We start from the raw sequence: 26460 nt of genomic DNA on the forward strand, positions 1-26460 counted from the left end.
TGGGTGTTGGGTGATCTGGGTGTTGGGTGATCTGGGTGTTCGGTGATCTGGGTGTTGGGTGTTCTAGGTGTTGGGTGTTCCGGGTGTTGGGTGTTCTAGGTGTTTGGGTGCTCCGCATGTTCCGGTTGCTTGGGCATTTTGGTATTCGGGCATAGGGAGGTTCGCGTAGTTCACGTGTTTTGGTTCTGTGTTTTGGTAGTGGCTGCTTAGGTGTAAGTATATGCCTATTCCGGCAATTAAAAAGGACCGACTGCTGCGCCATGGACGGCGAGAGTTAACTCGTCGCCTCGGGACAGCGTCGGTCCGCTGGTCGTTTATTTTGAAGCGGGATCTGCAACTAATGTGCCTAGGAGCTGGCCTACCCGGACCTGATCGCCCGCTTTGAAGCCAGGCAGCGGCAGGAAGGTGTCGTCCTCTGTAAGGAGCACGACGGTGGAGCCGAATTCGAAGTAGGCCATCTCTTGTCCGCGCTCGAGCGAGCGGGGGAGAGGCTCTATGTACTTGATGCTGCTGACGTTAAACGCGCCGACCTTCACGACAGCGATCTCTCCGCTGCCATGGCGCAGGTAGGTAATGAGCCGCTCGTTTCGCGAGAGTACTCGGCGCATCAGGGTAAGCCCGCGTTCGTTCACGGGATAGACCCGGCCGGGGATATGCTCGGTCTCGACGATCTCGCCTGCGCAGGGTGTGTGGATACGGTGATAGTCGGTCGGACTAAGGTAAAGCACCCAATAGTAGCCGCTTCTGTATTGGCTTGCGCGCGGAGAGCGGTTCAGCAGCTCTTCCAGCGAGTAGTCCTGTCCCTTAATCTGCATGAGCAGGCCGTTCTCGATCGGTCCGCAGGCGGCGATTCGCGCGTCCACCGGGCTTACCAGTGCGTCGGGCGTCGCATCAATGGTCCGGCTGCCGGGGGCTAGCCGCCGGGTGAAAAACTCGTTCAGCGTTGCGTAATCGGCAAGCGGCTTCTCCGCTTCCTCAACCGGAATCCGGTATACCGCCACAAATCGGGGAATAAAGCGCCGACTCATCGGCGACTTGGCAATGCTCCCTGCTATGCGGGAAATGAATTTGCGCGAAGACAGCTCCGTCATGGCGCGCAGCAGCCAACGGTTCATCGTACGGCCACTCCTTTGCCTCGTAGATAAAATTCCGGACTGCGAATGTGATTCGGGCGCAGTCGTTCCCTAGTGTGACATATCGGTGGGCAAACTTCAACCTGCCTGGGTGGTGAATTTTATTAGAAGCGCTATTGCACACCCATTTGCGGATGATTCGCCATACCGCGGGTTACTCGCCGTGTCCGGCAACAGCCTCCGGGTGTATGCTGTCTGAAGTACAGGACGAGGGGCGTGATCCCGTGAGAGCCGCATTCGTAACGCCGGGTGCGTACCCGGTCCCTGCGCCTCGCGGGGGGTCTGTGGAGCGTGTCGTTGAAAATTTCGTGCCTTTGCTCGCGGACCATCTGGAGGTGCGCATTTACGGAAGAACCGCGAAGGGCCTGCCCCGAAGAGGAATGCTCCACGGCGCCCGCTGCGAACGCATACGGGCACCGGGACGACGAGCCTACCTGTCAGGCGTAGTCGCGGGACTTCGGGCGTACCGGCCGCAGCTCATCGAGGTGGAAAACCGGCCGCGCCTGGTGCCGCTGTTGAAGCGGCAATTTCCCGGTGCGCGCGTGTGGCTGCATTTGCACTCGAACACCTTTATCTCGGGAAAGGCGATTTCTCCCAAGGAGCTTCGAACGTGCCTCGGGGCAGCAGATCGGATACTTGTTAACAGTTTCTTTTTAAAAGCGGATGTCGAGAAGAGGTCGCCTCGTTCAACCGCCAAGCTAGGCGTCGTTTATCCGGGCGTCGATCCGGCTTGGTTTGGCGGGCGGGCTCTGCGCGAGGCCGTACGGAGCGCCCGTGGCTGGCAGCATCGTCAGATCGTTTTGTTCGCCGGCCGTCTGATCCCGTTGAAAGGCGTTCATCATCTGCTCGCAGCGCTGCCTGCGCTCGTCCGCCGTCACCCGAACGTGCTGATGGTTATCGTAGGCTCTCCATTTTACGGCTCCAACCGTACTTCCGCTTACTCGCGCAAGCTGCTGCGCATGGCTAAGCCTTGGCGTCGCTACGTTCACTTCGAGCCTTACGTATCGCACGAGCATATGCCGGCTTGGTTCGGCATGGCGGATCTGACTGTCGTTCCATCTGTGCGCCGTGAAGCCTTCGGTCTCGTCAACGTAGAAGCTATGGCTTCAGGGCTGCCGGTCGTCGCCTGCCGAGTCGGCGGCATGAAGGAGATTGTAGAGGACGGCGTTACGGGCTTTCTGGTCGATCCGCACCGCTTGGCTGTCGAGCTTCCCGAACGGATCTCGCTGCTGCTGGAGGATGAGATGCTGCGCCTGAGGATGGGCGCTATGGGGCGCGAACGCGTGCTGGAACGGTTTACTTGGCGGCACACGGCGGATCGATGGCTGGCCGAGCTCCAGCGCGACCTGGGGACGGGAGGCATGGAAGAGTAGGTGGAGGAGAGTGCGCATAACGAACAGCAGGCATGAAGAAGCCCGCGCGGTTAGTCCGCGCGGGCTTTTAACTGGTTTATTATCCGAAAAACGTGCGGAACAGCAAGTATGCGTTAAGAACCATAATGACGGCGGCAATGGTCCAAGCCAGCCACTTCAGCCATGCTTTGTTGGCGAACTCGCCCATCTTGGTGCGGTCGGACGTGAACTTGACGAGCGGAACGACGGCAAAGGACAGCTGCAAGGATAGAATAACCTGGCTTAGGATGAGCAGGTCCATCGTTCCCTTTTCCCCGTACAAGGCTGTCACGATGACTGCAGGTATGATCGCGATGAGTCGCGTGATAAGACGCCTGAGCCAAGGTTTCATCCGGAAATTCAGGAAGCCTTCCATGACGATCTGGCCAGCGAGCGTGCCGGTCAGCGTAGAGTTCTGTCCCGATGCGAGCAGCGCGACGCCGAACAGGACGGATGCCGCGGCAGTGCCAAGCAACGGCGCAAGCAGATGGTAAGCTTCGTCGATGTCCGCCACCTCGGAGTGGCCGGTCGTGTGGAATGCCGCAGCTGCAATGATTAGTATCGCCGCGTTGATAAACAGGGCGAAGAACAATGCGATCGAGGAGTCCCAGGTCGCGTACTTGATGGCTTGGCGCTTGCCTGAGGGCGTGCGTTCGTAATCGCGTGTCTGGACGATCGACGAGTGCAGGTAAAGATTGTGCGGCATAACCGTCGCGCCCAGAATACCGATTCCGATATAGAGCATGGTCGGATTGGAGATGATCTCCGCGCTCGGCACGAATCCTTTGGCGATGCCTGCGACGGAAGGGTGCGACAGGAACAGCTCGATGCCGAAGCATGCGCCGATGAGCACGATGAGCGCGATGACGAATGCCTCGATGTAACGAAAGCCTTTATTTTGAAGGAACAAAATAATAAGGACGTCGAACGCGGTTAAAATAACGCCATATAGTAGCGGAAGGCCGAACAGCAAGTTCAAAGCGATGGCGGCACCGATCACTTCGGCCAAGTCGCAGGCGGCGATCGCAAGCTCGCAGAGCGCCCAAAGTCCGACCGCTACAGGCTTGCTGTAATGATCGCGGCATGCCTGGGCAAGGTCTTTGCCCGTGACGATACCGAGCTTGCCGGACAGCGCTTGAAGCACCATCGCCATCAGGTTGGACAGTAGGATGACCGAGAGGAGCGCGTATCCGAACTGGGAACCGCCTGCTAAATCAGTGGCCCAGTTGCCCGGATCCATGTAGCCGACAGCGACGAGATAGCCGGGACCGGCAAAGGCCAAAAATTTGCGGATCAGCGAGCCCTTGTGCGGCACTTTGAGACTTCTGTGCGCTTCCGGCAGCGAAGGCATGCCATCCTTGTGGCGCCAGCCGCCGGCGGGCGGGGTGCTGAGCGCGGCTTCTTCTTTCATGACGGATCACCTCTTGTTGAGATAAATATAATCTGCATAAGGCAATAATTTTGGCATATGGGACATAAAGTTGCACTGGGGCAAAACCCTTGATAGGTTTTAATATACGCCCGAACCCTGAAAAAGTAAACTGCAATTTTGCATGGTCTCGAAGCCGTCGTGACAACAGCCCGGAAGCCTGCATAGTATGAGGCAGATCATATTCGGGAAGGAGCCTCACATGAAGACGTCCAAATCGGGAAAAAAGAAGCGGCCGGCTCGAAAACCGCTATACTTTGTAGATAACCCCAACCAACAGGAATTAAAATGGGTCGAAGAGCTGCGCACGGAAGAACAAGAGAAGGTCGGACTGCACAGTGCTGCACCTGCGACGGAACAACAAGCGCCCGTTTCCGCTGAGGATGTTCCGGCAATACGCAAGGAGTCCGGCATTACGGCGGACCAGCCACCAGTTTCGAAGGAAGCCGCTCAACCCTCTTTGAAGAGAAGTACCGACGAAGGCCAGGCCAGGCGCAACACGAAGTATCGGCCAAGAATCGACGGCGTGCCTTCCGACATTTTTTCGCCTGGGCCGACGAACGACTTTGTGACGGCAGAACCGTTAGACAACTTCGCACAGACAAACGAGCCGAACGCCACCTTCGGGTCCGATGAATTCGTGTCCGTATCCGAAACGGGAGTATCCGCTTCTGACGTCGCGAAAAAAGAAGAGGCCGAGCGCGATGCGGCAGCGCCCTCGAATGTCACCGTCTCCAATCAAAAGACCACGGCAAATGAAGCGCCCTCCCCTGCCTTCAACCGGGAGGCACGCTACGATAGACTGCTAGAGCAGCGTCTGCCAGGCAAACCGAAGCCGCTCGTTTATACGGACGATCTGGCGGATGCTTCCGTCGCGGAAAGCAAACTTGCGCCTCGCGCCGTTCGTACTTCCCACATCGATAGCGAGGCGGTTACAACGGCGCAGTTGGCCGATTACGCCGTTTCTCAAATCAAGCTGGCCGACCGATCGGTGAGCGGGCAGAAGATTGCGCAAGAGACGATCACGGGCGAGCATTTGGCCAAAAACGCTGTCTCGGGCCAAAAGCTGCGCGACAAGTCCGTCACGGGCGACAAGCTGAAGGACGGCAGCATCACTTCGGAGAAGCTGGCCGACCGGATCATCAGCGGCGACAAGCTCGCCGAGCGTTCTATTGAAGCCAAGCACCTGTCGTTATCGATCATCACGTCCGAGCTGCTGCAGGAGCAATCGATCACATCGGACAAAATCAAGCGCGGGTCCGTGCTGACTGAAAACCTGGCGCACGAAAGCGTGGATACCGCCAAACTTGCGGACGGCGCCGTGACCGGCTTGAAGATTCGCGATGGCGCGATAGGTGCAGCGAAGATCGCCGCAGGCGCCATCGGAGCCGAGCACCTGACGGCGGGGCTTATTCTGGCTGACCATGTCGCGAACGGAACGCTGCAAGGCAAGCATATCGCGGCCGGCGCGATCGGCGGCGATCGTCTGGCTAAGGGCGCCGTAAACGCCGACCAACTGGCAGACGGTGCCGTAAACGGCGCCAAAATCGCCGAACGCGCCGTCGGACCGGCGCACCTGGCGGCAGGTTCCGTGCTTGCGGACCAGCTTGCAAATGGGGCGGTAGGTTCTGTGCATCTTGCGGACGGTGCAGTCATCGCACCTAAAATCGCAGGCGGCGCCGTGCAAGGTCCTCATATCGCGCCCGGCGCGATCGAAGCGCTTCACCTCGGCAAAGGGAGCGTCGGCGGCGAACAGCTTGCGATCGGAGCGGTGGATACGGCAGCCATTCGCGTAAACGCGGTAACCGCGGATCAGTTGGCTGACGGCGCCGTCGGCGGGCAGCAGCTGGCCATCCGATCGGTAGCGGCTCATCATCTGAACGATCATGTCGTGACTTCGCTGAAGCTTGCGCCTGAGTCGGTTACGGTCGAAAAGCTCGCGGATTTGTCCGTTTCCGGCGCGAAGCTTGCGGACGGCAGCGTGACCGGCGCGAAAATTGCAGCCGGCGCGGTAAGCAGACCGGCCATCGCCAAAGGCGCAATCGGCGGAAGCGAGCTCGCGGATCGCGCGGTAGGCGAGGTGCATTTGGCTGCTGGCAGCGTACGCAGAGAAGCGATCCAACCAGGCGCGGTCGGTCCGGAGCAGTTGGCCGAAGGCAGCGTCGGACACTCGAAGCTGGCACAAGACGCGATCGGCGCCGAGCAGCTGCGATTCGGGGCGGTCACCGGGGACGCGCTTGCCGAGGGGGCCGTGTCGGAGCACCATTTGACGAACGACAGCGTGGGCACGGATTCGCTCATCGCGGGCTCGGTCACGGCCGACAAACTGGCCGAATCGAGCGTGACGGCCGGCAAGCTGGCAAACGACGCCGTGGAAGCCCGTCATTTGAGCGTGGGAAGCGTGAATGCCGCAGCGCTCGCAGAGGGGGCAATAACGTCCGAAAAGCTCAGTGAGGGCAGTGTAACGCGCGAAGCGCTGGCGGAACGTGCCGTAGGCTGGGCGCAGTTGGACGCCATGAGCGTCGGAGAAGCGCAGCTGCAGTCGGAAGCTGTGAGGGGGATCCATATCGGCAGAGGTGCGGTATCTCTCCGCCACCTGTCGTCCGATATGCTGAAAATTGCAGCGCTGGCGGAGAGCCGTATCGATGCTGAACGGATCGAGGAGGCTGCTGTTACGGCCTACCATCTTCGTTCCAATGCCGTAACGGCCGAGAAGCTGGCCGCAGGCTCGGTGACGTCCGATAAGCTCGCTGACGGCATCGTAAACGAGGAGAAGCTAGCTGACGGCGCAGTAACGGTCGACAAACTTGCCGACGCAAGCGTCACGGCTTCGAGCATCGCGAACGGCGCCGTCGGCCGCGTGCATTTGGGATCCGGCGCTGTCGGTCCCGGTCAGTTGGATCCGATTCTGCTTGCAGCGATCGCGGAGGCGGGTGCGCCGATCGGCGCGGAACGCTTGCAGGCGAATGCGATAGGCGCCGCCCAGCTGCAGAACGGGGCGGTCACTTCGAGCAAGCTGGCGGAAGGCAGCGTGGGCTCGTCGGCGCTGGCCGAGGGCAGCGTCACAGCCGACAAACTTGCTCCGGGCAGCGTTGAATCGGCGGCACTTGCGGAAGACAGCGTGACATCCGATAAGCTGGCTTCCGGCAGTGTCGGTTCGTCGGCGCTGGCAAAGGGCAGCGTGACGTTCGGCAAGCTGGCCGCCGATAGCGTGGATTCGGCAGCGCTGGCCGACGGCAGCGTAGTTTCGAGCAAGCTGGCTGCTGGTAGCGTAGGCGCCTTCGCCTTAGCCGATGGCAGCATTACGTCGAGCAAGCTGGCCTCGGGAAGCATAGATGCGGCAGCTCTGGCTGCGGGCAGCGTAGACGCAAGCAAGCTGGCTGCGGATAGCGTAGGGACTGAAGCGATGGCGGATGGCAGCGTCACTTCCAATAAGCTTGCCGTCGGCAGCGTGGATGCAGCTAAGCTGGCCGCAGGCAGTGTGACCGCAGGCAAACTGGCCGCGTGGAGCGTCGAATCCGTATCATTGGTCGACGGCAGCGTAATCGCGAGCAAGCTGGCAGCAGGCAGCGTGAACGCGGCAAAGCTGGCCGACGGCAGCGTGAACGAAGCGAAGCTGGCCGACGGCAGCGTTACGTCGAGCAAGTTGGCAGAAGGCAGCGTGGATACGGCGGCGTTGGCAGACAACAGCGTGAACGAAGCGAAGCTGGCGGATGGCAGCGTAACGGCGAATAAGTTGTCGGCAGGCAGCGTGGATGCGGCGGCGTTGGCAGACAACAGCGTTGATGAAGCGAAGCTGGTGGATGGCAGCGTAACGGCGAGCAAGTTGGCAGAAGGCAGCGTGGATGCGGCGGCGTTGGCAGACAACAGCGTTGATGAAGCGAAGCTGGCGGACGGTAGCGTCACGTCGAGCAAGTTGGCTGAAGGCAGCGTGGATGCGGCGGCGTTGGCGGTCAACAGCGTGAACGAAGCGAAGCTGGCCGATGGCAGCGTTACGTCGAGCAAGTTGGCTGAAGGCAGCGTGGATGCGTCGGCGTTGGCGGACAACAGCGTGAACGAAGCGAAGCTGGCGGATGGCAGCGTTACGTCGAGCAAGTTGGTTGCAGGCAGCGTAGATGCGTCGGCGTTGGCGGACAACAGCGTGAACGAAGCGAAGCTGGCCGACGGCAGCGTTACGTCGAGCAAGCTGGCTGCAGGCAGCGTAGATGCGTCGGCGTTGGCGGACAACAGCGTGAACGAATCGAAGCTGGCCGACGGCAGCGTTATTTCGAGCAAGCTGGCTGCAGGCAGCGTAGATGCGTCGGCGTTGGCGGACAACAGCGTGAACGAAGCGAAGCTGGCTGACGGCAGCGTAACGTCGAGCAAGTTGGCCGCAGGCAGCGTGGAATCGGTGGCGTTGGCAGACAACAGCGTGAACGAAGCGAAGCTGGCGGATGGCAGCGTGAACGAAGCGAAGCTGGCCGACGGCAGCGTAACGGCGAATAAGTTGTCGGCAGGCAGCGTGGAATCGGCGGCGTTGGCAGACAACAGCGTGAACGAAGCGAAGCTGGCGGATGGCAGCGTGAACGAAGCGAAGCTGGCCGACGGCAGCGTAACGGCGAATAAGTTGTCGGCAGGCAGCGTGGAATCAGCGGCGCTGGCGGACAATAGCGTTAATGAAGCCAAGTTGGCGGATGGCAGCGTCACGTCGAGCAAACTGGCTGCGAGCAGCGTGGATGCGGCGGCGTTGGCGGACAACAGTGTGAACGAATTGAAGCTGGCCGACGGTAGCGTCACGTCGAGCAAGTTGGCGGCAGGTAGCGTGGGTGCAACGGCCCTGGCCAATGGCAGTGTATATGCTGAGAAATTGGCAGACGGCGTTGTAACGACGAGCAAGCTTGCAGTAGGCAGTGTAGATTCGGAAGTCCTTGCTGATGGCAGTATAATTTCTGCAAAATTGGCAGACGGCATCGTGACGTCGCGCAAATTGGCAGCGGGCAGCGTGGGTTCATCGGCTCTGGCGGACAACAGCGTAAACGAAGCGAAACTGGCCGACGGCAGTGTGACGACGAGCAAGCTGGCAGCAGGCAGCGTAGAATCGTGGGCTCTGGCGGACAACAGCGTAAACGAAGCGAAACTGGCCGACGGCAGTGTGACGACGAGCAAGCTGGCAGCAGGCAGCGTAGAATCGTGGGCTCTGGCGGACAACAGTGTAAATAAAGAGAAGCTGGCCGACGGCAGTGTGACGACGAGCAAGCTGGCAGCAGGCAGCGTGGACTCGTCGGCTCTGGCGGACAACAGCGTAAACGAAGCGAAGCTTGCCGACGGCGCCGTGACGACGAGCAAGCTGGCAGCAGGCAGCGTGGACTCGTCGGCTCTGGCGGACAACAGTGTAAATAAAGAGAAGCTGGCCGACGGCAGTGTGACGACGAGCAAGCTGGCAGCGGGCAGCGTGGGTTCATCGGCTCTGGCGGACAACAGTGTAAATGAAGAGAAGCTGGCCGACGGCAGTGTGACGACGAGCAAGCTGGCAGCAGGCAGCGTGGACTCGTCGGCTCTGGCGGACAACAGCGTAAATGAAGAGAAGCTGGCCGACGGCAGTGTGACGACGAGAAAGCTGGCAGCAGGCAGCGTAGACTCGGGGGCTCTGGCGGACAACAGCGTAAACGAAGCGAAGCTGGCCGACGGCGCCGTGACGACGAGCAAGCTGGCAGCAGGCAGCGTAGAGTCGTGGGCTTTGGCGGACAACAGCGTAAATGAAGAGAAGCTGGCCGACGGCAGTGTGACGACGAGCAAGCTGGCAGCAGGCAGCGTGGACACGTCGGCGCTTGCCGACGGCAGCGTGACGCCAGAAAAACTCGCCGTGAACTTCGGAGCTTTTGCCTTGGACGCGGGCAGCGTGACGGCCGATAAGCTGGCTCCTGGCAGCGTCGATACGTCTGCGATCGCATACTTTGCGGTCGGTACGAATCACCTTGAAAACAGCGCCGTCACCTTCGACAAGCTGGCGGCCGCGAGTGTCGGCAACATCCACATCGAGGAGCGGTCGGTCGACGGCGGCAAGCTGGCCGAAGGCAGCGTGAATGCTGGTCATATAAGTCAAGGCGCTATTATGGCCTATCACCTGAGCGAAGGCTGCGTCGAGCGGGAAGCGCTCGGCGAATGGAGCGTCACCGCAAACAAGATTGCGCCTGGCTCAATCGGCTGCGAGCAACTGGCCGACGGCGCTGTCAGCGCCAATAAATTACAGGACGAGAGCGTTAATAACGCGCATCTGGCGACCGGCGCCGTTACCTTCGACAAGCTCGCGCCAGAGGTTGGCGGTCTGCTCTCGGATCTGAGCGGCGCGCTCCAGACGACGAAGCTGCAGCTCGCGCAAACGGAGATCCAGCCTGCAACGCCGGCGCTTCCGATGCTTGCTGTCGCGGCGGCCGTTCCCGGCGTCGGTCTGGCATTCGGTCATGTCGACTATGCGTTTGGCGGCATTGAGGACCGCATCGAAGTTTCCGTCTCGTTCGAAGCTCCATACGCGGACGATGCGTATGTCGTCTTCGCGATGGCCGACCATCCGGGCTGCATCTGCTCGCTGAAGGAGAAATCGGCGGATAAGGCGACGTTCGACGTCTGCCGCACGCGTCTGACACCCGCCCCGAACGGCCGCATCCAATGGCTGGCCGTCGGCAATAAAGCGAACTGATACGTGTCCGCTCGCAAGCCCTCGCCCCGCATACAGGCGGCGAGGGCTTTTCGCCGTCCCCCCTTTTTTCACAAATGGTACGGGCTCTTGTCTCTCGTACAAGTGCCGTTGCGTATGGACACGTTGCACATATGATGTCCTGTACACTGCTGCCTGACAGGGGGGGATTCGATGAAGCACCGGACCGGTAGCGGCAGACCCGCAAGTCCCAAGCGCATCCGGCAGCTTGTCCGCCGAAATCGGGCTCGCCCAGCTCGCCTGGGACGGGCGCCAGGCAAGGCATCGCGCGCGGCGGCGACGCGTCCTGCGACTGATTCTCGCGCGCAAACGACCCGGACAGGCGCTCGCGGAGAGGAAGCGTGGCGGCCGCCCGCAGTATCGGTCATCATTCCGGTGATGAACGAGAAGCGGACGCTGGCGCGCGTCATCAGGGAAGCGTACCGCGTTCATCCGCGTACCGAAGTCATCGCCGTGCTAAACGGTTCCACCGACGGCTCCCTGGCCATCGCCCGTGCGAGCGGCGCGCGCGTCCTCGTATTCGACCGTCCTCTCGGCCATGACGTTGGCCGGGCCGTCGGCGCGCGTGAGGCGTCCGGCGACACGCTGCTGTTCATTGACGCCGATATGGTCATTCCCGCCGCCCGGCTGCGCGCGTTCGCGAACGCGATCGAACGGGGCACGGATATCGCCCTGAACGATTATTCCGGTCCGCGCAAGCGTCCGGTCGTACACAATGTCATCCTGGCGAAGCATGCGCTGAACGCGCTGCTCGGCAGGCCGGATCTTGAGGGGGCGTCCATGACCGCGGTGCCTCATGCAATCAGCCGCCGCGCGTTGGCCGCGATCGGCGCGGAGGCGCTGGCGGTGCCGCCGCTCGCGATGACGAAGGCGCTCCATGCCGGCATGACCGTCAAGCGGGTGCGGCATATCGACGTGGGCATGCTGAACAGGCCGCGGACGAAGCGCGAGCGTACAGGATCGCTCGAGCCGCTTATTATCGGGGATCATCTCGAGGCGATCGGCTGGTGGCTGAAGAGCGACGGAACCGCCGGGCAGCCGCCGCAAGAAACGACCCCGCGCGGAGGTGACGGCGCATGAGGAGAAGAACCGCTTTGAGAGGCGCCAGGCCCGCGCGAAAAAGAGTCTACCGACGTATAACCGCTGCGCGCGGACGTTTCTATAAAGGAGTCACCAAAGGAGTTGCCAAAGGAGTCACCAAAGGAGTTGCCAAAAGATTTCTCAAAAGAGTCGCCAAAAGAGTTGTCAAAAGAGGCGTCGCTTCCGCGGATATGACGGGCAAGGACGCCATGCACTGGCGGCACGAAGGCGCAGTCGACGGCGCCGCGTGGCGCTCGGCCCATCCGGACGGCACACTCGAGGCGCTAAGCGATTACGCGCAGCGAACATGGGCGGAAAAAGCGAACCGACATGCGGAGGCAGGAGCTGCGGGGCGAATGCGGTTCTATCGATACGGCCCGGCTTATGCCGCCGGCATCCGTCAGGGCACCGGCATGGCGATGCAGCGCGAGCTGCTGCCTCTGCAGGGTTCGGCTTCCGCCGTCTTATATGCCAATGGCAGGGCGGCGCCGCTGCAGGCGGTGCTGGCCGAGCTTGAACGGCTGCCGCTCCAAGAGATTGTTGTCGTGCTGGGAGCGGATGCCGAGCCGGTGCTGGAGACGCTGCTGTCGCATCCCCGTATCGTCGTGGTCCATTCGCCGGCGGGGTATGAAAGTCCGCATGCGGCCCGCGCGGCCGGCGCGAGGCTGACGGGCGCGGACACCGTGCTGTTCGCGGACGGCGCGAAACTCTGCCCGGCGAGACTGCTTGGCGCGCTGCTCGTGCGGACGGACGCAGGCACGGATGCGGCGCTCAGCGACAGAACGTCGCACGAGGGATCTTTCGACCGCAGAGGCGAAGCCTCCTGGCTGCGGGAGTTCCTCAACGTTTCTCTTGGCAGACCGGATCTTCGCGCCGACGCCATCGGCGGCGTACCCTTCGCCTTGTCGCGGCGGGCGATCGACGCGATCGGAACGGAAGCGCTCGGGATTCCCGCGAGAGCGCAGGCGGCCGCGCTTGTCCTGGGATTGCGCGTATCGGTGTGCGACGGCGTTCCCTTCTCGGGAGAGCGGGATGTGCCGGTGTCCGCCGGAAGCGATCATACGGCGGCTTGGCGGGACTGCTTGTCGATGCGGGGCGCGAGACTGGGCTTCCCGGATCATAAGCGCAACCGCCAGGCGATCGGAGGGGGAGGCCTTGTTACGGACGACAGTGGTTATCCCCAGCTTTAACCGTTCCGAGCGTCTGGCGGCGTGCATTCGTGCCGTCCGGCAGCATGCCGTGCGCGCGGTGGATATGATCGTGGTCGCTGTGGGACGTTCGCCGGAAACGGCAGCCTGGTGCGTAAGAAGCGGCATCGCTTATATTGCGCTGCCCGGCGCAATCGGGTTGGCCGAAGCCTGCAACAGAGGGCTGCGGCTCGCGGCGACGGACCGTATTGTTCTGCTCGCGGAAGATTGGATCGTCCTTCCCGGCTGGCTGTCTGCGGTCGAGGAGGCGCTCGGCGCAGGAGGTCGCGGAGGGGTAGCTATACTTCCGGGCTCGCCCGAGGATGCCTTTAACGGGACGAGCGCCCTCGAGGCGTACAACGGCGGGGCTTGCCTTGCGATGCGCAGGCAGGCAATGGAGCAGATCGGGCTGCTGGATACCCGGTTTCGCAGCGGGGCTTGGGCATTCGCGGATTATGCGCTGCGCGCAAGGCTGAACGGATGCGATCCGCAGCCTGTAAGCGGGCAGATCGTCCGCCGCTCCGACGGAGCCGATCACGGCGAAGGGGACGATTTTATCGGGGCTATGGCGCTGGACAGGCGGGCGTTTGCCGAGAAATGGAGTCTGGATTCGCTCGCGAAAATCTGAAGGAGGGGTGGCCTTGAAAGCCGTAATATTGGCAGGCGGCTCAGGAACGCGGCTGAAGCCGCTCACGTATTGGACGAACAAGCATTTGCTGCCCGTCGGCAGGTATCCGATGATCTGCTACGGCATCGCGCGGCTGCGCGAGGCCGGGGTCAGGGATATCGTGCTCGTGACGGGGCGCAGCTCGCTCGGCGGCTTCGTCGAGGTGCTGGGCAGCGGTCGGGACTGGGGCGTTTCGATCGTATACCGGGTGCAGGAGGAGGCGGGCGGCATCGCGCAAGCGCTGGAGCTGGCGCGCCCGATGCTGCATCCGGGCGAGAAGTTCGCGGTGCTGCTCGGGGACAATTTATTCTCTGAGTCGGTCGCGCCGTACTTCGACGATTTCCAGCGCCAGGCGGAAGGTGCGATGGTCCTTCTTTACCCGGTGGACGATCCGCGCCGCTACGGCGTTCCCGAGATGGATGAAGCGGGAGGCAAGATCCTGCACATTGAAGAAAAGCCGGAGCATCCCGCCTCCTCTTACTGCGTGACGGGCCTTTACATGTATCACAGTGACGTGTTCGACATCATCGACGGGATCAAGCCCTCGCAGCGCGGCGAGCTGGAGATCACGGACGTGAACAACGCCTACGCCCATGCGGGCAAGCTGACGTTCCGCGAGCTGTCGGGCTGGTGGAACGACGCGGGAACCTTCGAATCGCTCGAGGAAGCGAGCGGGAAGCTGAAGGGCGTCTTGCCTTGAAAAGGATCGCCCGCGGGCGCGGCGGAGCGGCCTTGAGGCGATCTAAAGCGGTATCCCGCAGGGGCAAATGGAGCGGCAGGCGAGGCGTAGGCGGTCCCGGGCGCAAGGGGCGGATGCGGCGCAGGAAGCTGCGGCCCTCGGTCCGAGCCGCTAACGAAACGCAGCAGCGGGAGTCCCCCGGCTATGACGAAGGCTACCGGGAGGGTCTTTACGATGGCGGCGAGCGCTTGCTCGAGGCCGCCTTGCCGGGCGACCGGATCGTGCCCGACATCTCGGTGGCCGAGGTTCTCGCAGCGGGAATTCCTCACGTGCTGACGCGAAGCATTCGATTGCTCGGTCCGCAGGAGCTATGCAACGAGCTGGAAGACGCACTCGCGAGCGGTCGGCCGTACAGTGTCGTCCGGCTGGGAGACGGGGAACTGCTCACGCTGGCCCAGGATACGTTAAAGCCGGCGGCGGAGATCGCTCGGGAAAGTCCTTTTCTCTCGTATGCAGGGGTAGCTGCGCCGGACAGCGCAGCCAGAGACGTACTCGCGGCAGCCATTCGCAGAGCGACGGTCGTCGGCGTGCCGCTGTCGCGCAGACCGAACTACCAGCCGCTGCTGTTCGAGGCGCTCCGGCGCAACGGCGTACCGCCGGAGTCGCTGCGCCTAACGAGTTCTATGGTCAATTATGCGCTGCACGAGTCGGGCCTTTTGATGAGGCTAGCCGCCGGCAAGCGGATCGTCATCGTCGGCAACAGCGCGGAGGCGCTGGCGCGCGCGCTGCGCGGCGCCGGTCTCGAGGTCGTCCATACGGTCGTGCCGGTGGACGGCGTCGCGGATTATGCCAGCGCCGTGGAACGGGCGGCCGCCGTGCCGTTCGATCTGGCGCTCGTGTCCGCGGGCGTCGCGGCGGTCCCGATCTGCGTCTTGCTGGCCGAGCGGACCGGCAAAGCCGCCTTCGACTTCGGCCATATGGCAGACAGGCTGGGCGGGACGGCAACGCCCGCGGGAGAATAGCGTCGGGACGACGCTTCAGTCTTCAGGAAAGGAGGCAGGCGCAGATGGTTAAAAATCGGGTCTCTCGCGGAGGCAGGCGCGCCATTCGGCCGCGATCCCGGCGCAGCGCAGCACGCGTCCGGGCCACTCCGGGCTATCAGGACGGTTACGGCAACGGATATCGCGAAGGCGTACAGGCGGGACTTGCGAGCTTCGACACGCTTTTCGACGGCACGAGTATTATCATTCCTACCTATAATCAACGGGAGCTGCTCGCGAAGTGCATGAACAGCATCGTGCGGCATACGGAGCCTTCCTACGAAATCATCGTCATCGACAACGGCTCGACCGACGGGACTGCCGAATATTTGGCGAGACTCGGCGGGGCCGTGCGGTACCGGGTTATGGAACGTAATTTGGGCTTTGCCGGCGCCTGCAATATCGGACTCATGATGGCAAAGGGACGGACGTTGATGCTGCTGAACAACGACACCCTCGTCACTGAAAACTGGCTGGATCAATTGCTCGCATGTCTGAACAGCGATCCTGGGATCGGCATGGTGGGGCCGGTGACGAACTTCATTAGCGGCGAACAACAGATTCCGGTTCCGTATACGGATATCGACGACATGCAGTCGTTCGCGTCAAACTTCAACCGTCTCGACCCCACTCGTTGGCAGGATACGGACCGGCTCGTCGGCTTCTGCGTGCTGATGCGGCGGGAGACGTTTCTGAAAATCGGCTATCTGGACGAAGGCTTCGAGCTCGGCAACTTCGAGGACGACGACTGGGACATTCGCGTGCGGCTGCTCGGCCAACGTCTCGTGATCGCGGGCGACACGTTCATCCACCACTTCGGAAGCGTCAGCATCCGGGCGCTGGGCGACGGGTTCCTCCGCATTCATACGGCAAACGAGCGCTACTATCTAGATAAATGGCGGGGCTGGCAGCAGTACGCGGGCATCGTCGCTTCCACGTCTGCAGCGGATGAGCGCGCGGAGGCGCTGGGGATCAGCGAGCTGTTTCCAAATGGCGTCGCCGTTCGGGCTGCGGATGCCGACGTCTATTGGGTGGAAGGCGGCTTGCGCAGGCTCGTCACGGGCGTACTGCCGTTCGAGGCCGTCAAGCTCTCGCGCATCGATATGCGCCGATGGCCCGTCGGGGACCCGATCGAAGCGGCGGAGGCGGCTTTCCGCTGGCACGGCAAGGACGCCGAGCCGGTAGACGGACGGGCGTGCGCCGTCGCGCTGCTGCCGGACGGGACCGCCTATCATCTGGAGGGCGATATGGCCCGGCGCGTGCTCGGTCCCGCCGCGCTCAAGAGCTGGAATCTTCACCTTAAGCCGATGGCGGAGGTATCGGAGGGCGCGCTTGCCGGATGGCGCAGAGGCGCGCCGATCATCGCGCTGCCGAAGCTGCTTCAAGCGTTGTAAACGACTGTGCGGATGAGTGCGTGCGGGAAGGTGACAGGGCGATTAAGCGCGCGTGGGAAAGTGACGGCGCGGATAAACGCGTACGGGAAAGTGGCGGGACGCATAAGCGCGTGCGGGAAGTGAAGGTGCGGATGAGCGCGTGCGGAAAGTGACGGTGCGGATGAGCGTGTGCGCAAAGTGACGGTGCGGATGAGCGTGTGCGCAAAGTGACGGTGCGGATGAGCGCGTGCGCAAAGTGACGGTGCGGATAAGCGATATGGCGGAATGCGAGGCGAGCCGAGGCGATCGGCTCGCTTTTTGGCTTTTAAGGCCTTATATGCGCTTGAAGATGGAAGTTTCGCCATGTCGCCTAGACTCCATTTTCCCATAAGCGAGAGGTCTTCGTGTGGCAAACGGGCAAGCGCCGCATAAGATGTTGGAGGCATGAAACAACGCCGAACGGCACGAATACGATGGGCACGTACACGATGGCAATGAGCGGAGGCGGGGAGGCGGAACCATGCAAGATTTGTTGACCGAAGTGGCGGTTCACCTGTCCCATTCCCACCAGCATATGGCACGCATTATGGATGCGAAACGTCAGGTCGCGGTCCGGATGTCGCAGATGGTCACGGCTATACCGGATATGCACCCCGAATTAAGCGGATTGGACGGACTGCTGGAGGGTTCGGCCGACGTCACCAAAAATATTATCGCTTATGTGGTCGGACTGGCCGATATGCACGACGCGCTGGCGGACAGCCTCGAGCAGATCGTGAAGGCGGCGAACATTCCCGACGAGGAATAACGGGCGGACTTCGCAGGGAGGAGATCGGCGATGACGAGAGAGGAAGCCTATTACAATACATTAAACGCGATCGCCAAAATGCAGTGGAACATGGCGATGATCCTGGAAGCGAAGGCCTTCGAGGCGGAGAAGGTGCGCAACTGGCTGTGCATGCACGTCACGACGGACTCGATCCCGGATCATGCGTCCAACCTGTCTACCTCTCTGAAAATTCACGAGCAGAACGTGGAGCTGCTTGAGAGTCTGACCAAGCTGTGCCAGGGCATGAACCGCAGCATGAAAACGATCCTCACGCCCGCCGGCGACGAAGAGGAAGGCGGTCTGACCGGACTGCTCGACGGCTTCGGAGGCAGCAACTCGGAAGGATGAGCCGGCTGAACGCGGAGTGGGAAGCCAAGCTCGCCATGCTGAAGGCGATCGCGAGGAGCCAGGAAGCGATGGCGCGCATGCTGGAGAGCGCGGCCGACATCAGCGCGGCGGGCATGCCGTCAGCCGCTGCGCTTCGCGAGCATGTGCGCGTGCTGACGGGTCTGCAGGCCGAGATGGCGAGAAGCGTGGCGGGCATTTCCTGGAAGCCGCCCAAGCAGGGGAGGCCGGCAGGTCCTTGGTTGAAGAAGGCGGCGGCCGTTCGGCTGACCGTTGTGCGAGATCGCTGAGGCGACGGCAGCCGGGCGGGCGCTAGTGCGCTCGCGATGCTGGCGGCAGACCGGGGGGAGACATTGAGTCTCTTCGGCAGGGAGGCAAGGTTGGTGCGTTTGGCGTTGGCATCGGCGTTGGCAAATAAGAGCTTAATCCGATCTTGGAGGGGAAGCGGCTATGGAGACGCTGGGGGTACACGCGCTGCGTAAAAAGAGTCGGGCGAAACCGGGACGAAGAGTCCGTCCGCTGCGGCGTAAAGCCGGTTTGGTCAAGCGAAGAAGCGGTCTGAAGAAACGCGCTGGCGCGGCCGTCGGCAAACGGCGGATCAGCCGTGTAAGAAGCCGGAGACGGAAAACGACGAACCCGGGTGCCAGCTTCAACCAGGCGTACAACGAAGGGTACAACGCCGGTTTTGCCAAAGGCTTCGAAGACGGACATCAGCTGGCGTACGATCAGCAGGTTTAAATGAACTATTGACGAAATTTGCCGATTGATTATATACTATCCAAAAATAGGATAAACAAATGCGAGGAAGCACCCGCAGAGAAGCCAGATATCTCTCGTGCTTCCTTTTTTATGCTTATTTAAGGGTCGCCGCATCGTCGCTATCCCGCCTCCATGTGCGATAAGTGTTAAAAGGCAGCTAATTTAACGTTCATGGTGGGAGGGCGACGAATAGTTGTCAAAAAGCATTTAATAGTTCCGAATAGGGTGCGGGAGGCGCGATATCCGGTAAATAGATGCCTTTTAACAACTGTCGGACCAGTTGCAGGGGGTTCGAGCAGGAATAGATGTCTTCTAACAACTAATTAGATTTTGCAAATCATCAATCATGAGAAACGGGGGATTCGTAATGTTGGGTATGGAACAATTCGAACGGATGAAGAAAAAGGGGCGCGCCTTGCGACTCATATTTATTTCCTTTATGTTGACGGCGGTACTCATGCACACGGCTGACGCATACGGCGCTTCGACGGCAAACCATCTGGCAGCTGGAATAACGTCTAATGGATCCGTACCGTTGAACGACATCGGCGGCCACTGGGCCAAGCAAGCGATCGAGACCGCAGTTAGCAAAGGCTACATTAAGGGATACCCGGATGGCACATTTAAGCCGAACAAAGAAGTTACGCGCGCGGAATTTGTGAAAATGGTCTCGGATTCGCTGCACCTTCCAGTTAAGCCCGCCGCTACAGGCGCGAAGTGGTACACGCCGTACGTATCGGCGCTGAAAGCAGCTGCGCTTTTGCAGGATAGTGACCTGGGCACGGCCTGGGACGGTCAGATGAACCGCACGGAAATGTCCAAGCTGCTTGTTCGCGGCACAGATGATTCCGTTCGCGGTAAGAAGGTAACGGATGGCGAAGCATTATTTAAATCGGCTTCGGCCGGGCTGATCGGCGGGATCGCGGACGGTACATTGAACGAGAAAGGAACGACGACACGGGCGGAGGCCGTGGCCGTGATCGAACGGCTTTCGACGGTTCGGGCGGGGGGCAAGTTGACGGCGGACAAGAATGCCGTGCAGAACGCGGCCATCATCTATAAAGGAACTAACCTGGAAGAAATTTGGGGCACAAAACCAGTCACCTTGCCGTACAAGTTAGATATCAAAACAAAAGTAGAAGTAACGCTCAATAAAATGATCATTGTAGATTTGGATGATCCTAAGTCGCCGTTGCGGAATAAATTCAAAAAACTTGTACGTTATCCGGACGTTAAAATCATCCAAAGCAAAGCTTACGTCGTGGCTTTGCATATTACGATAAAAAACCCTGCGGTGCAGGGGCATAATCTTTATTCTTTTAATACCGACAGCGTCATCCCTAATCAAAGCTGGGGATACCATCTTGTTTATGAGGACGAAAATATTAATGCCTTTCCTATCTTGAACGCTATGTGGTTGGACAAAATCGCTACACAAAGCGGATGGTACATGATGGTCATTGACAAATCTGTTATTGATCAACACCCAGAGAAGAAGGTTCCAATGCTAATTACTTTCAACGGATACAGATTGATGTTTGGAGAAACTGAGGTCCAGCAGTAATATGAGAAAACTTCTTTCATACATCCTTCTCATCTGTATAATTTCTTCTATTTGGACATTCAATCCGCTATTATCGGATGCTGCATCTACAGATACACAAACGCTAACTCTGAAATTCGGCGCAGCCGAAAATCAAATTATTGATGACATAGCTTATCTACCTACCACTACCGTCGACTCAAAGGTACCGACATATTCTGGACGGACCATCAAGAGCTATACCTTGACCGTTAACGGAACATCGAAAGTTGTTAACAGCCCCAATTCAACAATTATGAACGGGTATATTCAGCTAACTGGCGTGGCCGGAAAGGCAACCCCCCTCACAGGAATCGGATTATCAAACCCAGCTTTTACTGCTGATAGAACATCGGATGGGAAAAGGTGGAGAGCCGGCGCAACAAGACCAGGGTCAACTTCTGCCACTAAAATTGAATGGACGCCACAATCCGGATCAGGGTGTATGTCAGGCAGCATTTCATCGTGCCCAGGGACAATTCCATCGAGTGTAACCTATCTCGATGGAACCACAGGCCCAATAGATCATATGCGGTACTCTAACGGCGAGGCCGTAAGCAACTCGCCAAATGTTCCGCCAATCGATAGTATGACTTTATCATCTGGGAAAACCATTCCATGGTCCTCAATTGAAAAATGTAGCTTGGAAATAACTGGTGCTACCGCAGTAAGCAAAGGAGTATCTCTCATTAGTTTCGGAAAAGGCGCGACTTGCGGAACTGGAACTCTTGTAGGAAAGAGATCTTTAAACTATAGCGATGACAGAGCTGCCAGAGATTATACGGTTACAAGCACAGGATCTGGCCTGGCTGAACAAAGACAATGGAAGTATGTTTTTGATACCACATGGAAAGCCACAACCTACGCCTACAAAGGTAGCATCACAATTAACTACGAACCAAAAACGCAACCAACCAACGGCTTTGAAGGCGACTTCGATATCCTTCCAGACAGCACGCTTACATACGGAGACACCTTCAGACTGCATCCGAAAGATATCAAAATGATCGGCAGCTGCACTTTCCAATCGATCAAATTCCGAATTGAACGAAACAGCCAGGTCTATACCGGAAATGCGATAAACAGCATGACGACTGACGATGTATACGCGCTCGCCAAGTACCCTTATGTTATACTCGCCGGCGTATCGCACGACGTGTATATGCAGATCAATACGAGCTGCGGCAGCGATTGGGTCGGACCGAAGGAGCTCTACCTGATGGATCCGAATCCTGGCGGAGGAGGGCCTACACCGATACCAACGCCTAAGCCAGGCGAAAATCATCCGCCGGTAGCAACGATCTCCTGGGTAAAAGCTGGCACGACGACGCCGACCGGCATCGTTGCCCAAGGATCGAAGATCGATCTTATCATCACGAGCATGTCGGATCCGGACTATCCCGATGATTGGGTCGAAGTACAATCCTGGAACTTTACGGATAGCACTGATTGGCTCAAGACGGTACCGGACCAGTTTGGCGGAAATATCAAGCAGAACAGCTACAACAACATCACGGCCGCCGAGCTTGGGGCGCACAAGGTAGCGATGACGGTTGTCGACCTAAAGGGAGCAACCTACACCGCCTATGCGACGTTAAATGTCGCCGATTCGAAGCCGGTCGCCATTATAACGGCTCCGCTAAACGTCAAGGAAGGGCGGGCGCTGCCGTCCCCAATCCACGGTAATATGTCCTATAGCCCGATCGGTCTGCAGCTGGTCGAGTACGTTTGGACGAACAAACTGGACAAGTACATGACGCCCGGCGTGGAGACGGTAACGCTGAAGGTACGAGACGAGGAGAATCACTGGTCGGACTTGGCGACGAAGAACATTAACGTGCTGCCCGATAATCCACCGATCGATACACTCTCTGTACCGGAAGAAAGCACACGTCTGAATTCAGTCACGATTCTGAGCAATGCTTACAGCCCGGACTATGACACGATCATTTCGCACAAGATGGAAATGAAGTATGACGCAGCGAATGACGGTTTTGCAAATGATGCTTGGCAAACGGTCGTCAACGGGAACGGCGATGCCGACAGTTTCACTTTCACGCCTAGTCGGGTCGGCAAATATTTGTTCCAGGAGACGGTCTGCGAGGACTACGGGAAATGCGGTAACACGGACGGACAAGCTGTCGCCGAACGTACCTTGAACGTCGTGAACATTGCGCCGATCGCGGACGTCAAAGCAAATTCCGATCTTTCTGACCCACCTGAGTCTACACCGATATTGATGAGCGACTTGTTCAATACTGGCCGGTTTTTCAACCTCAACAACAGTGTTGTAGGCGATAAGTCCAGCTGGGAGATTCAGAACGGCATCCTGAAAACCAAAGTGCGCACGCCGCTGGGGAATATCTCTGAGGCTCACACGCCTATCATGCAGAAATATGAAGACAATGGCTCTCGAACTGGGATTTACTTCACAACAACGATGAATAACGGTAATATGTACGGCGTATTTGCCGGCACCACGTTTGGATTCGATAATCCAAACGCCATCCCGTTCCAGAGCGCTCAAAGCTCGTTAAGCACTTCTAAACTTGAAATGGGGCTGCCGGGCCGCATTATAAGCTGGACCGAGGATGAGAAGTATACGTATGTTCAGACCACGTTAAACTATGATCCGCAATGGGGAACGCCTATTGACTCTATGTTGTATGCGTACAATAAAGACTTCACCGTAAAGTGGTCAAAAAATATAGTCGGCACACCGTCTATGCACCTCACGAGTAATTATCAGGGTCATAATCATCCAGGCCAGGATAGTCGGATCTTAAGTCATCACGGCAGACTTTACTTCTGGACGAATAGTACGACTTCAGGGATGAATCCCAAACTTATCGCCTTGGATCGAGAAACGGGTACTCAGGCTGCTTCAGTTGATATTGCGAGCAGCGATGTCGCCTATTGGTCTGACATCGTTGCCGGTGTTTCCGATGGGATAATTGTTGGATTTAAAAAATATGATTTTGATTTAAATCCAAAAGGGGTCTGGTTTAATGCGAACATGAACTTAGATTACCACCCCGTCGCGTTCTCTCAGCGCGCAGGTACGGCGGTAATCGCATCCAACGGGAATACGAATGAGGGTTTAAGAGTTGTCAGAACGACCGACGGAGCTCTTGTTGGCGGACCTTATTCCGGCACTAGCTATGACACTCCACGTGGCGTCTTTGGATTTGACAACGCAGGAAATGTTTATAGTTCGGACTGGGGCAATCAAAACATTTGGCATTTCTATAAAATCTCTCTTAATGGCATCTCGACGCGGAGCCAGGACGTCAACGAGTATGCAAATCCGTTCCTGGGGATGGATTTGAAAAATCGGATATGGACCGGCGGCTTGAATTCCACAACTGACGTCTATACGAACAATTACGTAGTCAAGGTATTTAGTGCGGACGGCACTCTCGTAAAAAAGTTCGATCTAGACGTTAACACCTACAACATTTACGACTATATGTTTGTCGGCACAGATGGTCTCGTCACTTTATGGGGAATCGTTAGAAGAACAGACGGTTATCACGGTATTTATGCCGTCATCGATCCAGATACGTTTAGCACCGTAACAAAGGGAGAAACGGCTCTCATCCATAGGTACTACGTTCCAACGTATATCCACCCTCACGGTAACCAAAGCTTTGTCATTGAAGTTCGGGATGGATATTCCAACGAGAACGCGCAATTTCTTGTAAGCACAAACGGTGCCATGACAAAGCCAATGCTGCTGGAAGTCGGCGATTCAACGCCTGACCTCAATAGCGGACCGTCTGTAGCAGCCACCCAGACACTAAAAGCAAGCCTAAAAGCAGCTGCGCCGGATGGGAAAGGAACGGGCATTGCTTTCCGGATCCGCGACGATCGGAACTACTATAGTGTTGAGTGGGAAGCGAGCGAGCTGCGCGTCAAGAAGACGGTGAACAGCACCGCGAGCATCGTTTGGAGCAAAGCGTTTCCGATGGTTGCCAATCAGGTGTACGACGTTAAAATCGTACCAGGCAGCAACACATTCGATGTTTATGTGAACCGGCTCTTTCAAGCGACAATCAACGAATCCGTCTGGAAGGACGGCAAGTTCGGGATTATCAATCGATCTCAGCAGGACGTTTCGTTCCTTGGCGCATCCACCGAGACGACACCGGCCGGCTACGGACAGATCGACGGCATCGCGCTCGTCAGCCAACAGGTGAACTACACCTTGTCCTACGCCGACGAAGAAAGCGATCCGCAACTGACGGCAAGCAGCACATGGGTGTACACGCATAATCCGAACGCGCTGCTGCAGCCGCTGGGAACGGCATCCTTTAGCGGCCAGACGTTGAATGCGCCGGTTACGAGCTTCCCGTACCCAGGTGACTATACATTCACGTATAAAACAAAGGACGATCCGCATCCGTCGCATCGCTATCCGGACACTGCATTCAGCACCTATCGCCAGGAGTCCAACACGGTAACGGGCAAAATCCGGGTGCATCGCAGGCCGATCGCGGACTTTACGGCGACCTGGAATTCAAACGGTACGATCGCCTATGCCGACGCTTCCTACGACCCGGATCGTTACAATCCGGCGAATGGCTCGTTCTCCACGGAAAACACCGGCATCAACTACCAGGCGACGCGCGGCGTGCTCGAGTATCGGTACCGGTACCGCGCAGCCGGCAGCACGACCTATATCGAGCTGAAGCCGGCCAAGCTGTTCGGCGGCACATACATAATTGAACTGTCCGTCCGCGACGAATACAATGCCTGGTCCGATTGGGCCACGCAGACGATCGTCGCCGGCGGCTCCACGCCGCTGCCGCCGAATCCGGGCTTTACGATCGCGCCGACGACGCAGTATCGGTTCACGGCCGTGACGTTCAATTCGACGGCCAGCGATCCGCAGGACGGGGCCCGGGAAAACGTGGAGCATGCTTACTATATAAAGAATGTGACGACAGGCGGGCCGGAATCGCTGCAGAGCGACGTCAGAACAAGCTGGATGAAGGAATTCAGCTCGCTCGGCGTTTTTCAGGTGCGTCAGATCGTCATCAACAGCTTCGGTCTTTACGCCGAGGCTACGCGGAATGTATCGATCGTAAACCGCAAGCCTGCCGCCGATCTAACGGAACCGGCCAGCACGAACGCGGCCTCGCCGACGATATACGAGACGCTCCGGCCGGCGTTCAAATGGACGTACAGCGACGGGGACGGCGATCCGCAGACGCAGTATCAGCTTCATTTTTATAAGGCCGACGGTACGTTCTACCGGGATTCCGGAACGATCGGCGGGTCTGATCTCGCTTGGACGCCAGCGGCGGACTTCGCGGACAATGCGACCTATTATGCATACGTGCGCGTCATGGACGGCATGGATTGGTCGAACTGGAGCGCGCCGCACTACTTCCGGATTGCGACGAACAAGCCGCCGACGGCGGACTTGACCTGGACGCCGTCTCCCGTCTGGGAGGGCGATACGGTCAAGCTGCTGCCGACTCTGTCGGATCCGGACGGCGACCGGCTCGACGTGGTTTATGAGATCGAGTCGCCGTCCGGCGTGAAGCGCACGGTGAACGAACAGCGGATGCCGCCTTACGGCGGCGCGGGACCTACGTTCGTCGCGATAACGCCGGGCAACTGGAAGGTGCGGCTGACGGTCAGCGACGGCAAGGCGCCTGCGGTCGCAGTCGTCAAGACGATCCTGGTCGCGCCGCTGGGCGTAACGGGTCAGGTGCTGCATACTGCGGCGTGGGAGGACAATCGTCAGCGCTACAATGCGGACCATCCGGGCAAGGAGCGGCCGGCCCATTGGTTCTGGGCAGGCGAGCAATTCGTGCTGGAAGCGGCGACGACGGACACCGGCGCTTCGTCGACGAAGGCCGCGACCGTCACGGCCGAAGCGGGACCAAGGCTGAAGGCGGCGCTGCAAGCCGTCATACCGGGTAAGCCCATAGCATGGAAGGGCGAGCTCGGCAGCGAGCAATTCGGAGGGCCGCTCAAGGAACTGCCGGAAGGCGACTACGCGTTCGAATTCACGGCGGTGTACACGAACGGCGTCGTCAAAAAATCGTCGGTCGTCGTCCGCGTGACCGGCACGGTGGACGGCTTCGTGAACGTGCATCGCGTTCAATAAAAACAGTGAAAAACAGCTTCGGGAAGGGATAGCGCCTTTCCGGGGCTGTTTTTGCTTGCGCACGGACAATCGTCACGGGAAACAGGCGACTTGTCCGGGGCCGATCGCCCCGAATTGGCGCTTGCGGATGGATATGCGTCCACGTCCTGTC

At 59.0% G+C, this 26460-nt stretch carries 16 protein-coding genes; 14 read left to right on the top strand and 2 right to left on the bottom strand.

What is annotated here, in order from left to right; all coding sequences use genetic code 11:
* Nucleotides 1-314: 314 nt before the first annotated feature.
* Nucleotides 315-1115, bottom strand: a complete 801-nt coding sequence (gene asd / locus KB449_RS05385) for an archaetidylserine decarboxylase (protein ID WP_282907387.1) — start codon at nucleotides 1113-1115, stop codon at nucleotides 315-317.
* Between the two features lie 242 nt (nucleotides 1116-1357).
* On the opposite strand from asd, the gene KB449_RS05390 reads away from it, so the two are divergent.
* A complete protein-coding gene (locus KB449_RS05390; RefSeq protein ID WP_282907388.1) occupies nucleotides 1358-2506 on the top strand; it encodes a glycosyltransferase family 4 protein in 1149 nt (382 codons plus the stop codon).
* Between the two features lie 79 nt (nucleotides 2507-2585).
* Here the strand turns inward: KB449_RS05390 and KB449_RS05395 are convergent, their stop codons facing one another.
* On the bottom strand, nucleotides 2586-3935 hold the full coding sequence (locus tag KB449_RS05395) for an Nramp family divalent metal transporter (RefSeq protein ID WP_282907389.1): 1350 nt from the start codon (nucleotides 3933-3935) through the stop codon (nucleotides 2586-2588).
* Between the two features lie 478 nt (nucleotides 3936-4413).
* Here KB449_RS05395 and KB449_RS05400 point away from each other — a divergent pair, with 478 nt between their 5' ends.
* The 13 genes from KB449_RS05400 (at nucleotide 4414) to KB449_RS05460 (ending at nucleotide 26309) form a co-directional block, all read left to right on the top strand.
* Nucleotides 4414-10629: a WIAG-tail domain gene (locus KB449_RS05400; RefSeq protein ID WP_282907390.1), complete on the top strand. Its 6216-nt coding sequence runs from the start codon at nucleotides 4414-4416 to the stop codon at nucleotides 10627-10629.
* Between the two features lie 171 nt (nucleotides 10630-10800).
* Complete coding sequence (locus KB449_RS05405; protein ID WP_282907391.1) at nucleotides 10801-11727, top strand: glycosyltransferase family 2 protein; 927 nt, start codon at nucleotides 10801-10803, stop codon at nucleotides 11725-11727.
* 191 nt (nucleotides 11728-11918) lie between these two features.
* Nucleotides 11919-12917 (top strand): hypothetical protein, encoded by a 999-nt coding sequence (locus KB449_RS05410; RefSeq protein WP_282907392.1) that lies wholly within the window; start codon nucleotides 11919-11921, stop codon nucleotides 12915-12917.
* Nucleotides 12883-13542, top strand: coding sequence for a glycosyltransferase family 2 protein (locus KB449_RS05415; RefSeq protein WP_282907393.1), 660 nt, complete (start codon nucleotides 12883-12885; stop codon nucleotides 13540-13542). The genes KB449_RS05410 and KB449_RS05415 overlap by 35 nt, the downstream gene beginning before the upstream one ends.
* 13 nt (nucleotides 13543-13555) lie before the next feature.
* Nucleotides 13556-14281: a sugar phosphate nucleotidyltransferase gene (locus tag KB449_RS05420; RefSeq protein ID WP_282907394.1), complete on the top strand. Its 726-nt coding sequence runs from the start codon at nucleotides 13556-13558 to the stop codon at nucleotides 14279-14281.
* A 32-nt stretch (nucleotides 14282-14313) separates the two neighbouring features.
* The gene (locus tag KB449_RS05425) at nucleotides 14314-15282 is read left to right on the top strand and encodes a GT-D fold domain-containing protein (protein ID WP_282907395.1); all 969 of its coding nucleotides are present in this window, start codon (nucleotides 14314-14316) and stop codon (nucleotides 15280-15282) included.
* A 44-nt stretch (nucleotides 15283-15326) separates the two neighbouring features.
* Nucleotides 15327-16694, top strand: coding sequence for a glycosyltransferase family 2 protein (locus tag KB449_RS05430; RefSeq protein ID WP_282907396.1), 1368 nt, complete (start codon nucleotides 15327-15329; stop codon nucleotides 16692-16694).
* Nucleotides 16695-17193: 499 nt separating this feature from the next.
* Nucleotides 17194-17481, top strand: coding sequence for a nucleoside-diphosphate sugar epimerase (locus tag KB449_RS05435; protein WP_282907397.1), 288 nt, complete (start codon nucleotides 17194-17196; stop codon nucleotides 17479-17481).
* Nucleotides 17482-17511: 30 nt separating this feature from the next.
* Nucleotides 17512-17850, top strand: coding sequence for an alpha-helical endospore appendage domain-containing protein (locus KB449_RS05440; RefSeq protein WP_282907398.1), 339 nt, complete (start codon nucleotides 17512-17514; stop codon nucleotides 17848-17850).
* Nucleotides 17847-18137: a hypothetical protein gene (locus tag KB449_RS05445; protein ID WP_282907399.1), complete on the top strand. Its 291-nt coding sequence runs from the start codon at nucleotides 17847-17849 to the stop codon at nucleotides 18135-18137. The genes KB449_RS05440 and KB449_RS05445 overlap by 4 nt, the downstream gene beginning before the upstream one ends.
* A gap of 160 nt (nucleotides 18138-18297) precedes the next feature.
* Nucleotides 18298-18585 (top strand): hypothetical protein, encoded by a 288-nt coding sequence (locus tag KB449_RS05450; RefSeq protein ID WP_282907400.1) that lies wholly within the window; start codon nucleotides 18298-18300, stop codon nucleotides 18583-18585.
* A gap of 388 nt (nucleotides 18586-18973) precedes the next feature.
* Nucleotides 18974-20170: an S-layer homology domain-containing protein gene (locus KB449_RS05455; RefSeq protein WP_282907401.1), complete on the top strand. Its 1197-nt coding sequence runs from the start codon at nucleotides 18974-18976 to the stop codon at nucleotides 20168-20170.
* A gap of 1105 nt (nucleotides 20171-21275) precedes the next feature.
* On the top strand, nucleotides 21276-26309 hold the full coding sequence (locus KB449_RS05460; RefSeq protein WP_282907402.1) for a glycoside hydrolase family 78 protein: 5034 nt from the start codon (nucleotides 21276-21278) through the stop codon (nucleotides 26307-26309).
* The last annotated feature ends 151 nt before the right edge of the window (nucleotides 26310-26460 follow it).

The sequence above is a fragment of the Cohnella hashimotonis genome, from assembly GCF_030014955.1.
Taxonomy (GTDB): Bacteria; Bacillota; Bacilli; order Paenibacillales; family Paenibacillaceae; genus Cohnella; species Cohnella hashimotonis.